The following is a 14,360-nucleotide window of genomic DNA, read 5'->3' on the forward strand; positions in this document are numbered from 1 at the left end:
TCCTCGATTTTGCCGGGCCTGCGAGTCAGGCCCATTGAATTTCCTTCACAATCCGGTGAAGGCTGTTGCCGAAATGCCATACTGATACGCATACCAGCACGTAAGTCCCAGCATATAGGCATCGTGCGCTTGGCAAGCAAAGCAAATGCCAGCATGAATGATCGCAAGAAAGCGGCCGACTCGTGCCGCTGACATTTGGGCAGGGCACCGGATCATCTCATGCGCATGAAGTCGCTTGCAATAATTGCCGCATTGGCGCTGTCCACGGCCATCGCCGGCTGCAGCACCATCGGCGGGCAGATATTCTCCAACGACTACGGCGCAGTGACCGATGCTGGCTACCAACTGCCGCGCATCCCGATCGAAAAGGTGCCGAGGCAGTATCACCGGCAGGAAGTGAACTACGACACCAAGGAAAAGCCAGGCACCATCATCGTCGATACGCAGAACAAGTATCTCTACTTCGTCGAGGGTGACGGCCTCGCGATCCGCTACGGCATCGGCGTTGGTCGCGAAGGCTTCGAATGGCACGGCACCGCCCATATCGCGCTGAAGCGCGAATGGCCGACCTGGACGCCGCCCCGCGAAATGATCAGGCGCCAGCCGGAACTGGCGAAGTTCGCCAATGGCATGGAGCCGGGCCTGAAGAACCCACTTGGCGCGCGCGCCATGTATCTCTTCAACAAGGGCGGCGACATGGGCTACCGCCTGCACGGCAGCCCGGAATGGAATTCGATCGGCAAGGCGATGTCGTCCGGCTGCATCAGGCTGATGAACCAGGACATCATCGATCTCTATGACCGCGCCTCGGTCGGCGCCAAGGTCATCGTGATGTAAGGACCAGGATCCCTCGCGGGATCATGGCCAACGAGAAGGCAAGTTCGTACGCGGACCGTCTAGGCAACAACGGACGTCCCAAACAGAAAACCGGGCAATTCGGCCCGGTTTTTTGTTTTTTACGACCGAAATCGTGCTGGCTACGGAGGTGGTCAGGCGACCTGTTCGACCTGCTGCACTTCCGGCACGAAATGCCGAAGCAGGTTCTGGATGCCGTGCTTCAGCGTCGCCGTCGATGACGGGCAGCCGGCGCAGGCGCCCTTCATATGCAGGAACACCGTGCCGTTCTCGAAGCCGCGGAAGGTGATGTCGCCGCCATCCTGGGCCACCGCCGGGCGCACCCTGGTGTCGAGCAGTTCCTTGATGGTGATGACGAGTTCCTCGTCCGCCTTGTCGTAGAACTCGCCGGTCTGGCTGGTCTCTGCGGCCGGGCCGCTTTTCGCCATGACAGGCGCGCCGGACATGAAATGCTCCATGATGGCGCCAAGGATCGCCGGCTTCAGGTGCTGCCAGTCGGGGCCGTCCTTGGTCACCGTGATGAAATCGTAGCCGAAGAAGACACCGGTGACACCGGGGATTTCGAACAGCCGGCCGGCCAGCGGCGAGGCCGTTGCCGCACTGTCGGCATCGCGGAAATCGGCGGTACCTTCCATCAGCACTTCCTTGCCGGGCAGGAATTTCAACGTCGCCGGATTGGGCGTCGATTCGGTCTGGATGAACATGGCCGTCTCCGTGCCCGTTACGGGCAGATAGTTTGGAATAGTTCTAAATAGGCCTTATCGGCTGGACATTCAAGCGAAACGCATCGCCCGAACGGCTGGCTGGCGGAATGTTTTTGCTGGCCGGGGGACAGAATCCCGGGCGGGCTTCAAGCGAGGCTGTCGATCTCCTCGTCCGAAAGATTCTGCGGCACCACCGTGACCGGAATGGGGAAGGCGGCGCCCTTGCCGGCCACGGCACCGACCAGCGGCCCGGGGCCTTCCTTGCCGGCGCCGGCCGCCAGCACCAGGATGGCGATGTCCTGGTCTTCCTCGATCAGTTTGTGGATCTCTTCCGTCGGCTTGCCTTCACGCACCACCATCTCCGGCTCGATGCCGAGCTTCTGGCGTACCTTGTTGGCATAGCCATCGAGAGCCGCGCGCGCCGTGGCGTTCGCCTCCTCGCGCATGATCTTCTCGACGCCCAGCCAATGCTGGAAATCGTCCGGTACGATGACATAGAGCAGCACCAGCGTGCCGCTGGTGCTCTGCGCCCGCTTCGAGGCGTAGGCGACGGCGCGCTCGCACTCGGGCGTATCGTCGATGATCGTCAGGAATTTCCTGCGATGACCGGCTTCGCGGCTGAGGCGTTTGGAGACCATGTCTATCTACCTAGTGTCGTGATTTCGAAGTTCGCCTGCTTTCGATATCGCGCTCCGAGCGAACTTCGAAATCAAAAACGACACTAGAAATCAATCGTTTGCTCGTGTCCCTGATTTTGAAATTCGCATTGCCCTTGATATCCAACTCTGGCTGATTTCAAAATCAGTGACGCGAGTGCGTTTTCGGCCGCAATCTGCCACCGCCGCCGACCGGCGGCAAGCCGCCGACCTTAGGCCAGGATGTCTTGTGCCGGAATGGTGCGCTGCACTGACGATGCGGATCAGCTCTGAAGCAGCCCGATGATGTCGCGCACCGTCTTCATCGTCGTTTCGGCGAGCACGCCGGCGCGTTCGCCGCCGTCCCTGAGCACCGCGTCGACATAGGCGCGGTCGCCTTCGATGCGGCGCATCTCGCCGGCGATCGGCGCCAGCTTCTCCACCGCAAGGTCGGCGAGTGCCGGCTTGAACACGGAAAACTGCTGGCCGCCGAATTCCTTCAGCACGTCGGCCTTCGACATCTCGGCCAGCCCGGCATAGATGCCGACAAGGTTTTCCGCTTCCGGCCGGCTTTCCAGCCCGTCGACTTCGCTCGGCAAAGCCTCTGGATCGGTCTTGGCCTTGCGGATCTTTTTCGAGATGGTGTCGGCATCGTCGGTCAGGTTGATGCGCGACAGGTCCGACGGATCCGACTTCGACATCTTCTTCGAACCGTCGCGCAGGCTCATGATGCGCGCCGCCGGGCCGCCGATCACCGGCTCGGTGATCGGGAAGAAGCCGTTCACCGTCTCCTCGCCGACCTGCATCTCGACGCCGACGCCAAGCCTGGCGATGCGGTCGGAAAAATCATTGTTGAATTTCTGGGCGATGTCGCGGGTCAGCTCGAGATGCTGCTTCTGGTCCTCGCCCACCGGCACATGCGTGGCGCGGTAGAGCAGGATGTCGGCAGCCATCAGCGAGGGATAGGCGAGCAGGCCCAGCGAGGCATTTTCGCGGTCCTTGCCGGCCTTGTCCTTGAACTGCGTCATCTTGTTCATCCAGCCGATGCGCGCGACGCAATTGAAGATCCAGGCGAGCTCGGCATGCTGCATCACCCGCGACTGGTTGAAGACGATGTGCTTCTTCGGGTCGATGCCCGAGGCAAGGAAGGCGGCGGTGATCGAGCGCGTCTGGTCTGCGAGGTCGTCATAAACGAGCTGCGCGGTCAGCGAATGCAGGTCGACGACGCAGTAGATGCAATCGGACGTTTCTTGCAGGGCGACGAATTTTTTGATGGCGCCGAGATAGTTGCCGAGATGCAGATTGCCGGTCGGCTGGACGCCGGAGAAGACGAGTGGCTTGAAGGCGGACATAGGTTTCCTCATGGCTTGTGGAGGGCCGTAAAAGCGTGATTCCAAAAAGTTGCAGACTTTTTGGAGCCGATCATGCGGCTGGAAACCGCACGCGGCGAAAGTCTTGCGACGGCGCGCTTATGGACGAAGGGTGAAAAACCGGCAAGAGCTATCAGCGGGTTGGACGGAACTTTGCCAGCAGCCGCGCGCCTTTTGCAACATTGCTTCGCCACCCCAACGGGGTCACCTCTATGTCGCCAACGCCGATGCCGTTGCGTGCCGCGGGTCTTTGCAATCTGGTGAGATGAAGCTCCAGGATCGTATGATCGTCCCTTCGCAGCGCCGTTTCAAACGTCGCTTGTGCGTTCCAGAGGTTGCCTTCTTGGCGCACGTTGCAAAGGCTTGCCACAGCCAGCTGGCCGTTTACGGACAATTTGAGCTTGGTCAGCGCCTCGCGTAGAGGGTGCCGGATGTCCAGGCGAATCCGCGCCTTGCCGGCATACTTGAACGGCACAAGCAGCTTTGGGCGCGGATTGCAGCCGACCCACAATACCCAGTCGCCGCCCGCTTGGAGTGGAAACCAATCGAGCGCTTTGGGCGAGTTGTCCTGCTTGATGACCTCACGCTGTCTGAGCTTGCGCAGATCCGGGCGGACGACGCCCTTGGCCATCGCATTCTGACTCGAAACCTGACCATTTTCATAGCGCCCGTAATCCGGATGCACGACCACCATGTAGGCGCCGGCGGCCTTCGCCTTGGCCAGCTCGGACGCCAGAAAGCCGTTATATCCCGGCCGGGCCATTCGCCGGACCATTCGCTCCTGCTCGTCCGAAGTGTGGCTCGTATAACTCAGGTAGCGGTGGCCGGCCGCGAATTTGTGGACGGTGATCCGCTGTGTCGAGACAAAATTCATCCCGGACCCTGCCGCCCGCAAAAGGAAATCCGCGTCAACGGGCGCTGTGATCTCTTTGGGATGGCGCCATTTCCCAATTCGATCGGCGACGTCGCGTCGGTGACCGAAACTGGAAGGCGGGAAGAAGTGCCTGAGAGCGGTGTCCGATTCGTCGAAGATGCCGGTCACCCACCGGAAATTGCTTGCCCTGGGGCCATGAAATATCGCGCCGCTCACGACAAAGTCCGGCTGCGGGCTGTGCCCGAAAAGATCTGCCAGTGCCTGGAGATGGTCCGGAGCCCAGATATCGTCATGACCGAGATAGGCAATATATCGCCCGCACGACATCTCTATGCCCGCATTGTTGGGGAAGGCTTGGCTGCCGCCGTGCTCGGGCAGGTTCAACCAGCGGATTTGCGGAGACGCGAGCGCCCGAACCACATCCGCGGTATCGTCAGTGCAGCAATCGCCTACCACCAACAGCTCGAAGTCCCGACAGGTCTGGCTCAGCACCGATTGGATCGACGGAAGAATATGCCTGCCGCGATTGTAGGTGGCCATGATGACGGAAAACGTGGTCATGTTATCCGAATTTGTAGGGGATGCCCGGATGATCGAAGGGGATTCGTGATTTGTCCGGATGCTTAGGATCGTAGACGGTTGTCGGCATGTTGATGAATGTCGCGGTGCTCCTGCCCCGATTCTGAATCCCGTGAACGACATAGGGCGGAATCGTCAGCAGGATCTTGTTTGCCGCGCCGACGTCGAGGACCTTCAGTTTTTCGTAGGTCGGACTATCCTCGCGCAGATCGTAGAGCACGACCCTCAGGTCGCCATTTGTATAGGCGAGCCGGTCGAACTGTCGCTTGTGATAGACCCACGCCCTGATCGATCCCGCCTCGGCCGATACCAGATAGACATGTGGCGGGGGGCTTATGGGCTCCACCAGTGCCGACATGAGGACCGTAAGCTCGCCACGCTTGTCGCCCCTTGTAACCAGCCGCTGCATTCGCACGCCCGCTATCGGATTTTCACTGGAAATGTCTTCCAGAAGCGGAACGTCGTCTCCCCAAGGCTGGTCATCAACAAAATCTTCGAGTGACAGCCTGTCCATCGAGCCCTCCAACGTTAGCGGCAAATGCAATCTAGGCTTGTCCTGCTGTCAGTCGGCGCCAAAGGCAATACACGAGGAGGCGATGGCGCCTCAGCGCTCGCATATCCACAGGGATTCTCGCATATCAACAGGGATTAAGGCGGTCGAACGGCATCCGGTAGTATCAAGAGGCCGGGATCGTCAGCCGACAGGCGGCGATCCCTTACGCCCGATGTTTCTTCGGATCATGCCGAAATCGGCGCCGCCGGTGGCAAAGGCGGTGACGAAGTAGAGCAACGCCCCGCCGGCCACCAGTGCCAGCAGCGTCGTCGCCTTGACGACCAGCGGCGAGCCGGGACCGAGCCTGACGGCCAGCCAGTGCTCGGCGAAATACAGCGCCACCGCCATCACCGCCGCCGACAGCACCAGCCGGGGAATGCGCTTCAGGAGCGGCACGTCGCGGCCCCAATGGCCGCGCCGGATCAAGACCGCAAGCAGCATCAGCGCGTTGACCCAGCCGGCCACCGCCGAGGCCACCGCAATGCCGGGTGCGCCCATCCTGGGAAACAGCGTCAGCGCGGTGGCGACGTTCACCGCCACCGAGATGGCGGCGAAGATCATCGGCGTGCGCGTGTCCTCGCGGGCGAAATAGCCCGGGGTGAAGGCCTTGATCAGCACGAAGGCCGGCAGCCCAAGGCCGAAGATCGCCAGGATCGCCGCCACGGTCGGGGTCGAATGGTTTGCGGCAAACGCGCCGCGCTCATAGACCAGCCGCACGATCGGCTCCGACATCACCCAGAGCGCCGCCGCCGCCGGCAAGGTCATGAACAGAGTGAACTCGACGGAGCGGTTCTGCAGATTGGCGGCCTCGATGAGATTGCCCGATTTCAGCGCCCGCGACAGTTCGGGCAACAGCACGATCGCCACCGCCACGCCGACGACACCGAGCGGCAGCTGATAGACGCGGTCGGCATAGGCGAGCGAGGACACCGCACTGTCCTGCGCCGACGCGATCGCCGTGCCGATCAACTGGTTGATCTGGGTGATGCCGCCGGTGATCGCCGCCGGCAGGGCCAGGATCAGCAGGCGCTTGACGTTCGGCGTCATCTTCGGCCGGCGGAAGCCGATCGAGATGCCGGCATTGCGCACCGCCACCCAGACGATGGCGAGCTGCACGAGCCCCGCCGCCAGCACGCCCCAGGACAGGCTGAAGCCCACAGCATGCGCATCCAGCCCGTGATACCAGGCATAGCCAAGCACGCTGATCAGGATGATGTTGAGGAAAGCGGGCGCGATCGCCGCCGCGAAATAGCGGCGCAGCGAATTCAGCATGCCGGCCATCATGGCCGCGAGCGACATGCAGATGAGATAGGGGAACATGATCGTCGCCAGCAGGACGGTCGTCTCGAATTTGCCCGGCGTGTCGGCAAAGCCCGGCGCCACCAGATAGCGCACGATCAGCGGCATCGCCAGTTCCATGGCGATGGTCAGCGCCAGCAGCGCCGAGAACAGCACGCCGAACACTTCCTCGGAAAAACGCTTGGCGCCGTCGGTGCCGTGCGTTTCGATCTCCTTGGCAAACAGCGGCACGAAGGCGGCGTTGAACGCGCCTTCGGCAAACAGCCGGCGAAAGGTGTTGGGGAACTGGAAGGCGGCGTTGAAGGCGTCGGCCACCGGTCCGGTGCCGAGCGCTGCCGCCATCAGCATCTCGCGGCCGAAACCAAGCGCGCGGCTCATCAGCGTGCCGGAAGCGACCGTTGCGAATTTCTTGACGAGGCTCATGGTTTTGGGAACTGCCTGCGGAATTGGGACAAAGTGATGGAGGCTGTCACTCGGCCGCCGCCTTGGCCTTGCCGCCGCGTTCGGGCGCGATTCCTTCGAGCGCTGCCATCAGCCGGTTGCGGATGGTGGCGATGCGGGTCGGGTTGTCGATCTTCTGGCCGGTGAGGTCTGTCACATAGAAGGTGTCGATGACCTTTTCGCCGAAAGTGGTGATGTGCGCCGAGGCGATGTCGAGCGACAGGTCGGACAGCGTGCCGGTGATCTCAGACAGCAGGCCCGGGCGGTCGAGCCCCTCGACCTCGATGACCGAAAACCGGTTCGACAGCGCGTTGCGGATTTCGGCGCGTGGCGGGATCTTGAACACCTTGGCGCCGCGCTTTGGCTTGGTGCGCTTCTCGATCATCTCCGGCAGCCAGCTCTTGCCCGACAGCACGTCCTCGATCAGCCGGCCGACACGCTCGGCACGACGGCGTTCGTCCTCGTCACGGTCGAATTCCCTCGAAATCAGGATGGTGTCGAGCGCGCGGCCGTCGGCGGTGGTGAAGATCTGCGCGTCGACGATATTGCCGCCGGCGCCGACGCATGCCCCGGCAATGACCGACAGAAGGCGGGGGTGGTCCTGCGCCAGCACGGTGATTTCGGTCACCGCCTCGAACTGGTGGGTCTTGACCATGGTGGCGAGCTTCTTGCCGGCCGCGTCGGCCTCGCGGACGAATTCGGCGTGGCGCAGCTGATCCGGCAGGTCGACCGTGAGCAGATAATTCTCGTAGTGCAGCCCGACATAGCGCTTGCGGTCCTTGTCGGACCAGTCCGCGAGTGCCTCGGCCAGGCGTTCGCGCGCCGCCGCCGTGCGCTGGGCGCGCGACACTTCCGAGAAACCGCCGGTCAGGAGCAGTTCGGTCTCGTAGTAGAGCGTGCGCAGCAACTGGCCCTTCCAGCCGTTCCACACACCCGGCCCGACGCCCCTGATGTCGCAGACAGTGAGGATCAACAAGAGCTTCAGCCGCTCGACCGACTGCACGATCGAGGCGAAATCCTCGATGGTCTTACGGTCGTTGAGGTCGCGGGTCTGCGCCGTCATCGACATGACGAGATGGTTCTCGACCAGCCAGGCGACGGTTTCCGTGTCCGCCGCCGACATCCCCATATGCGGGCAGATGCGCCGTGCGATGCGGGCGCCGGCCTCGGAATGGTCCTCCGGCCTGCCCTTGGCGATGTCGTGCAGCAAGACGGCGACATAAAGCGCCTCGCGGCTCTTCTTCAAGCCGGGCATCAGCGAATGCGACAGCGGATGCACCTTTTCGCCATCGCCGCGCTCGATCTCGGCCAACACGCCGATGCAGCGGATCAGGTGCTCGTCGACCGTGTAGTGGTGGTACATCGAGAACTGCATCATGGCGACGATCTTGCCGAAATCGGGGATCAGCCTGCCCAGCAGCCCCGCCTCGTTCATGCGCCGCAGATTGAGTTCGGCATTGCGGTCGGAGGTCAATATGTCGAGGAACAGCCGGTTGGCCTCTTCGTCGCGCCGCAGCGATTTGTTGACCAGGCCGAGCGAGCGGGTGAGCAGCTTCAGCGCATCGGGGTGGAATTCCAGCCCGTGCTTGTCTGCGAACCAGAACAGCCTGAGCAGATTGACCGGATCGCGCTCGAACACCTGGTCGTCGGCGATGTTGATGCGGTGGTTGTCGACAATGAAATCGGACGTGCCGGCAAGCTTGCGCTTGCGGCGCTGGAAGGTGAGGAAGATGCGATTGAAGCCGGGAACGTGCTTGGCCTGTTCCTCCTCGAGCGCCGCGCAAAAGATGCGGGTCAGGTCGCCGACATCCTTGGCGACAAGGAAATAGTGTTTCATGAAGCGCTCGACCGCCGACAGGCCGGGATGGGTGGTGTAGCCGAGCCGCTCGGCGATCTCGCGCTGGATGTCGAAATGCAGCCGCTCTTCGGCCTTGCCGGTGAGGAAATGCATGTGGCAGCGCACCGCCCACAGGAAGTCCTCGGCCTTCTGGAACTCGCGGTACTCGGCCTCGGTGAAGACGCCCTTTTCGACCAGTTCCTCGCCGGTGCGCACCCGGTAGAAGTATTTGCCGATCCAGAACAGCGTCTGCAGGTCGCGCAGGCCGCCCTTGCCGTCCTTGACGTTGGGTTCGACCAGGTAGCGGCTTTCGCCGGCCTTGGCATGGCGCTCGTCGCGCTCGGCGAGCTTGGCCTGGACATATTCCGGGCCGGTCGTGCGCACCACCTCGTGGTCGAAGCGCAGCATCAACTCGTCATAGAGCTTGCGTTCGCCCCACAGGAAGCGCGCTTCCAGGATCGAGGTGCGGATGGTGATGTCGGTGCGCGACAGCCGCAGGCACTCGTCGATGTTGCGGGTGGCGTGGCCGACCTTTAGGCCGAGATCCCACAGCATGTAGAGCATGTATTCGACGGTCTGCTCGCCCCATGGTGTCTGCTTGTAGGGCAAGAGGAACAGAAGATCGATGTCGGATCCCGGCGCCAGCGTGCCGCGGCCATAGCCGCCGACCGCCACGACGGCCATGCGTTCGGCCGACGAACGGTTCTTCACGCGGTACACATGCGTCGCCGCGAAATCGTAAAGCGCCCGGATCAGCTCATCCATCAGATGCGACAATCGCTCGGCGCAGGCATTGCCGCCGCCATCCTCCTTCAGCATGGCCTCGGCAATCCTCCGGCCTTCGGCGAGCCGGGCCTTGAGAAGCTGCAGCACACCGGCGCGGGCGGCGGCTCCCGAACCGTCACCCGCCGTGGCCGTCGTCAGCGCGGTCATCTCGCGGCGCAAGGCTTCGCCGTCGATCAGTTCATCGAGCTTCAGGGAGATTTTCGCCATAGGTATCAGTCGGCCTTGCCATTTGGGCGGCGTCTATAGCGTGTTTTCGCGGCGCTGGGTATGGGGCCTTCTGGTGGCCCGGCAAGCGGGCTAGTCCGTTGCCTCGATCGGATCGATGGGAACGACGATCCGTTGCCGGAATCTGCAGAAATCGGCGATCCACCGTGCGGTTCGCCTGGCCTCTCTGCTGATTCTCACGGCCATCGGCTTCCTCTGCCTTGTCATAAGCCCGCTAGCGGTCCGCGCGGCATCGCGTTCCTGGTCAAGCAGGCTTGGCAGCCTTCCGTCGACGAATTGATCCTGTGCGCAGAGCGCCGGAACAAGTTGGTAGATGGTCTTGCCGGCCGACATGACGGGGTTGAAGATGAGATCATCGGTAGCAATGCTGACCTGCGCCGTTGCCTCCAGAAAGTCGCGCGCCGTCCGCCGCGAGAGCAGATAACCACCGGCCCCCGGATGGCCCTTGCGGAGCCGGGCCATGGAAAAACCATGTCCGGCAGAGGTCCTTCTCCTCTGGATCACGGTTGTGGAGAAGAATGTCTCGAGCTTCACGACATCGGCGTCCGCCGGCACCCAACTCGTATCGCCCAGCAACGCCCCGGCCCTACTGGAGAAGACCATGTCGTCCTCGAACACGGCGCCGTATGGGGCCTCATCCTGGGCAATGATCGTCCAGCAGGCTCGGTGACTGTGCAGGCAGGCGATTTCGCTGCCGGAGAGCGGCCGGGTGGCGTGTATTGCGTGCTGCGGCTGCAGAATCAGGTCGGGATGTTCCTTGCCATCGACCCCCGCGACCCGTTCGAACCCAACGCCGATGCGGGCGAATTCCCTCGACATGTGGGCAAGCCGCTCGGGAGATCGATCGAGGTTGATGACCAGACGCTTCATTTTCACGAGCTATTTTTTCAAAACCCTTGCTTCCAGCGAACCGGCGGGAACCGCCAAGCACCGCGGGAGCCTTCAAGCACAGGTGATGCTATGGTTTGTTGATCTTTCTCGGGTGGATATCATGCCGCAATGGCAGAGCCAACAGAGGACGTCGCGTGCCATTTGCTTCGACACGATGTAGCCACCTGGTACAGGGTGAGCGGCCAATGCCGGGCCAGAAACGAAAAAATCGGAACAGCCCTTGACCTTCCAGTTACTGGAAGCACTACCTCCGCGATCAGGCAGAGGCATAGAGGCATTTTGGAATGACGCACCCAGACCATGACCATCGCGGCGATCACCACGCACAAGGCGCGCACGGCAGCTGTTGCGCGCCGAAAGGCGCCGATACTGCAGCCGTTCTGCGCGATCCGGTCTGCGGCATGACCGTGGATCCAGCCGTCGGCAAGCCGACATCGGAGCATGGCGGTCGCCTCTACCATTTCTGCAGCGAGCGCTGCCGTTCGAAATTCCAGGCCGAGCCGGAACAATACCTCACGGCCACCGACCCCGTCTGTGGCATGAGCGTCGACCGTGCCACAGCCAGGCACTTCGTGCGCCATGAAGGCCAGGGCTTCTATTTCTGTTCCGCCGGCTGCAAGGCGAAATTCGAGGCGGCACCGCAGACTTATCTCGGCGACAGGCCGGCACCGCCGCCCGCGCCCAAGGGCACGCAGTACACCTGCCCGATGCATCCCGAAATCGTCCGCGACAAGCCCGGCTCCTGCCCGATCTGTGGCATGGCGCTTGAGCCGATGGGCGTGCCATCGGGCGATGAAGGGCCAAATCCCGAACTGGTCGATTTCACCAGGCGGTTCTGGGTCAGCGCAGTCCTGTCGATCCCGCTTCTGATCGTCGCGATGGCGCCAATGATTGGAGTGTCGTTCGAAAGCTGGGTCGATGATCGCACAAAGGTCTGGATAGAATTGCTCCTGGCAAGCCCGGTGGTGCTCTGGGCCGCTTTTCCCTTCTTCCACCGTGGCTGGGAGTCTGTCCTCAACCGCAGCCCCAACATGTGGACGCTGATTTCGCTAGGCGTCGGCGCGGCCTACATCTACAGCGTCGTCGCCACCCTGTTTCCGGACATCTTCCCGCATCAGTTCCGCGGCCATGGCGGCGCGGTGCCGGTCTATTTCGAGGCCGCCGCCGTTATTGTCGCGCTGGTTTTCCTCGGCCAGGTGCTGGAATTGCGTGCCCGCGAAAAGACCGGGTCGGCAATCCGCGCCTTGCTCGATCTGGCGCCGAAGACCGCGCGCCGTATGGCCGAAGACGGTTCCGAGGCCGATGTGCCGCTGAACAGCGTCAAGGCTGGCGATCGCCTGCGTATCCGGCCCGGTGATGCCGTGCCGGTCGACGGCACGGTGCTCGAAGGCCGCTCCTCCATCGACGAATCGATGATCACGGGCGAGCCGCTGCCGGTCGAAAAGGCCGAGGGCGACGCTCTCACCGGCGGCACGCTCAACAAACAAGGTTCGCTGATCATGCGTGCCGAACGGATCGGCGCAGAGACCACGCTGGCGCGCATCGTCGAACTCGTCGCCAAGGCACAGCGCTCGCGCGCGCCGATCCAGGGGCTGGCAGACCGCGTTTCCTTCTACTTTGTCCCGGCCGTCGTCCTTGTCGCCGTTGTGGCCTTCATCGCCTGGGCCGTCTTCGGCCCCGAGCCCAGCCTGATCTTCGCCATCGTCTCGGCGGTCTCGGTGCTGATCATCGCCTGTCCCTGTGCGCTTGGCCTCGCCACGCCGATGTCGATCATGACCGCCACCGGACGCGGGGCGCATGCTGGCGTGCTGATCAAGGAAGCCGCCGCGCTCGAACGCTTCGCCTCCGTCGACACGCTGATCGTCGACAAGACCGGCACGCTGACCGAGGGCAGACCGAAACTGACGGATGTCGTCGTGGCAACCGGCTTTTCCGAAGACGAATTGCTGGGGCTCGCCGCGAGCCTGGAGAAGGGCTCGGAACATCCGCTGGCCGAGGCCATCGTCGAGGGCGCCGCGGCGCGCGGTGCGACCGTCACCGACGCCGGCGATTTCGAGGCGGTTACCGGCAAGGGTGTTTCCGGCACGGTGTCGGGTAAGGCCGTCGCGCTCGGCAATGCCGCGATGATGGGCGATCTCGGCGTTGACGTTTCCGCCGTTTCGGCCGGCGCAGAAGCGCTGCAGGGCGATGGCAAGACGGCGATGTTCGTCGCTGTCGGCGGCAGACTGGCCGGCATCGTCGCCGTCGCCGATCCCATCAAGGCGACGACCGCCGAGGCGATCAAGGCGCTGCATGACAGCGGACTCAGGATCATCATGGCGACCGGCGACAATGAGCGCACGGCCAACGCAATCGCCAAAAGCCTCGGCATCGACGAGGTTCGCGCCGGCCTGTTGCCGGAACAGAAGGCAGCCCTGGTCGAGGAACTGCGCGGCAGGGGCGCCGGCGTCGCCATGGCCGGCGACGGCGTCAACGATGCGCCGGCCTTGGCCAGCGCCGATGTCGGCATCGCCATGGGCACCGGCGCCGATGTCGCGGTCGAAAGCGCCGGCATCACTTTGGTCAAGGGCGACCTCAACGGCATCGTGCGCGCCCGCACGCTGGCCCAGGCGACGATCGGCAACATCCGCCAGAACCTGTTCTTCGCCTTCCTCTACAATGTCCTTGGCGTGCCCGTCGCCGCAGGCGTGCTCTATCCGCTCACCGGCATGCTTTTGTCGCCGATGCTGGCGGCAGCGGCGATGAGCCTGTCTTCCGTCTCGGTCATCGCCAACGCATTGCGGCTGCGAACGTTGAAACTCTGATCCAAACCCCCAAATACGAAACTCAACCAACAGGAGACCATGAATGACCTTGGCCAAGAAACTCGTGCTTTTGCTGATGGCGGCGGGAATGCTGCTCGCCGTCTTCCTCGAAAGCGTTCCGGCGCAGAGCGAAGAGATGAAACACGACATGGCTGGCATGTCGATGGGTGCGCAAAGCCCTGCCACCGTTGGCTACAAAAAGGCGATGGACAAGATGCACAAGGACATGATGGTCAAATACACCGGCAATGCCGATGTCGATTTTATCAGGGGCATGATCCCGCACCACCAGGGCGCCATCGACATGGCCAAGGTCGAGCTTGCCAACGGTAAGGACCCGGAAATCCGCAAGCTCGCCGAAGGCGTCATCGCCGCGCAGGAAGCCGAGATCAAGCAGATGCAGGATTGGCTCGCCGCGCATCCAGTGAAGTGAGCCTTTCGCGACGGGGAGATTTGGGCGAGAACGCCTCTGGATTCTCTCGCCCGCCCTGTGATGCGATTCGGCCT

At 62.7% G+C, this 14,360-nt stretch carries 11 protein-coding genes; 3 read left to right on the plus strand and 8 right to left on the minus strand.

All coding sequences use genetic code 11. The features are described from left to right. The first annotated feature begins 219 nt into the window (after positions 1-219). Complete coding sequence (locus tag ACVILI_RS07620; RefSeq protein ID WP_019862886.1) at positions 220-837, plus strand: L,D-transpeptidase; 618 nt, start codon at positions 220-222, stop codon at positions 835-837. Positions 838-989: 152 nt separating this feature from the next. Here ACVILI_RS07620 and ACVILI_RS07625 read toward each other — a convergent pair whose 3' ends face one another. From ACVILI_RS07625 to ACVILI_RS07660, 8 genes are all read right to left on the minus strand, one after another. Then, positions 990-1,559, minus strand: coding sequence for a NifU family protein (locus ACVILI_RS07625; RefSeq protein WP_019862888.1), 570 nt, complete (start codon positions 1,557-1,559; stop codon positions 990-992). A 146-nt stretch (positions 1,560-1,705) separates the two neighbouring features. Beyond that, positions 1,706-2,197 carry a universal stress protein gene (locus tag ACVILI_RS07630; RefSeq protein ID WP_010913128.1) on the minus strand — a complete coding sequence of 164 codons (492 nt, stop codon included), beginning with the start codon at positions 2,195-2,197 and terminating at the stop codon, positions 1,706-1,708. 281 nt (positions 2,198-2,478) lie between these two features. After that, positions 2,479-3,546 (minus strand): tryptophan--tRNA ligase, encoded by a 1,068-nt coding sequence (trpS, locus tag ACVILI_RS07635; RefSeq protein ID WP_019862890.1) that lies wholly within the window; start codon positions 3,544-3,546, stop codon positions 2,479-2,481. Between the two features lie 151 nt (positions 3,547-3,697). Continuing rightward, entirely contained in the window at positions 3,698-4,999 is a 1,302-nt protein-coding gene (locus tag ACVILI_RS07640; RefSeq protein WP_038651808.1) for a glycosyltransferase family 2 protein, read from the minus strand. 1 nt (position 5,000) lies between these two features. After that, positions 5,001-5,531: a dTDP-4-dehydrorhamnose 3,5-epimerase family protein gene (locus tag ACVILI_RS07645; protein ID WP_019862892.1), complete on the minus strand. Its 531-nt coding sequence runs from the start codon at positions 5,529-5,531 to the stop codon at positions 5,001-5,003. A gap of 180 nt (positions 5,532-5,711) precedes the next feature. Next, a complete protein-coding gene (gene murJ / locus ACVILI_RS07650; RefSeq protein WP_019862893.1) occupies positions 5,712-7,292 on the minus strand; it encodes a murein biosynthesis integral membrane protein MurJ in 1,581 nt (526 codons plus the stop codon). A gap of 46 nt (positions 7,293-7,338) precedes the next feature. Next, positions 7,339-10,140, minus strand: coding sequence for a [protein-PII] uridylyltransferase (locus ACVILI_RS07655; RefSeq protein ID WP_019862894.1), 2,802 nt, complete (start codon positions 10,138-10,140; stop codon positions 7,339-7,341). Positions 10,141-10,230: 90 nt separating this feature from the next. Next, the gene (locus tag ACVILI_RS07660) at positions 10,231-11,028 is read right to left on the minus strand and encodes a glycosyltransferase family 25 protein (protein ID WP_038651811.1); all 798 of its coding nucleotides are present in this window, start codon (positions 11,026-11,028) and stop codon (positions 10,231-10,233) included. 305 nt (positions 11,029-11,333) lie between these two features. Between ACVILI_RS07660 and ACVILI_RS07665 the strand changes: the two genes are divergently transcribed. Continuing rightward, positions 11,334-13,853: a heavy metal translocating P-type ATPase gene (locus ACVILI_RS07665; RefSeq protein ID WP_038651814.1), complete on the plus strand. Its 2,520-nt coding sequence runs from the start codon at positions 11,334-11,336 to the stop codon at positions 13,851-13,853. A gap of 43 nt (positions 13,854-13,896) precedes the next feature. After that, positions 13,897-14,286 carry a CopM family metallochaperone gene (gene copM / locus ACVILI_RS07670; RefSeq protein WP_038651818.1) on the plus strand — a complete coding sequence of 130 codons (390 nt, stop codon included), beginning with the start codon at positions 13,897-13,899 and terminating at the stop codon, positions 14,284-14,286. The last annotated feature ends 74 nt before the right edge of the window (positions 14,287-14,360 follow it).

This window comes from Mesorhizobium sp. USDA 4775 (assembly GCF_054062655.1).

What these genes read in the sequence shown, in the direction of transcription:
- copM (WP_038651818.1), top strand. Translation starts at nt 13,897, where the DNA reads ATGACCTTGGCCAAGAAACTCGTGCTTTTGCTGATGGCGGCGGGAATG.
- ACVILI_RS07620 (WP_019862886.1), top strand. Translation starts at nt 220, where the DNA reads ATGCGCATGAAGTCGCTTGCAATAATTGCCGCATTGGCGCTGTCCACG.
- trpS (WP_019862890.1), bottom strand. Translation starts at nt 3,546, where the DNA reads ATGTCCGCCTTCAAGCCACTCGTCTTCTCCGGCGTCCAGCCGACCGGC.
- ACVILI_RS07640 (WP_038651808.1), bottom strand. Translation starts at nt 4,999, where the DNA reads ATGACCACGTTTTCCGTCATCATGGCCACCTACAATCGCGGCAGGCAT.
- ACVILI_RS07630 (WP_010913128.1), bottom strand. Translation starts at nt 2,197, where the DNA reads ATGGTCTCCAAACGCCTCAGCCGCGAAGCCGGTCATCGCAGGAAATTC.
- ACVILI_RS07655 (WP_019862894.1), bottom strand. Translation starts at nt 10,140, where the DNA reads ATGGCGAAAATCTCCCTGAAGCTCGATGAACTGATCGACGGCGAAGCC.
- ACVILI_RS07625 (WP_019862888.1), bottom strand. Translation starts at nt 1,559, where the DNA reads ATGTTCATCCAGACCGAATCGACGCCCAATCCGGCGACGTTGAAATTC.
- ACVILI_RS07660 (WP_038651811.1), bottom strand. Translation starts at nt 11,028, where the DNA reads ATGAAGCGTCTGGTCATCAACCTCGATCGATCTCCCGAGCGGCTTGCC.
- murJ (WP_019862893.1), bottom strand. Translation starts at nt 7,292, where the DNA reads ATGAGCCTCGTCAAGAAATTCGCAACGGTCGCTTCCGGCACGCTGATG.
- ACVILI_RS07665 (WP_038651814.1), top strand. Translation starts at nt 11,334, where the DNA reads ATGACGCACCCAGACCATGACCATCGCGGCGATCACCACGCACAAGGC.
- ACVILI_RS07645 (WP_019862892.1), bottom strand. Translation starts at nt 5,531, where the DNA reads ATGGACAGGCTGTCACTCGAAGATTTTGTTGATGACCAGCCTTGGGGA.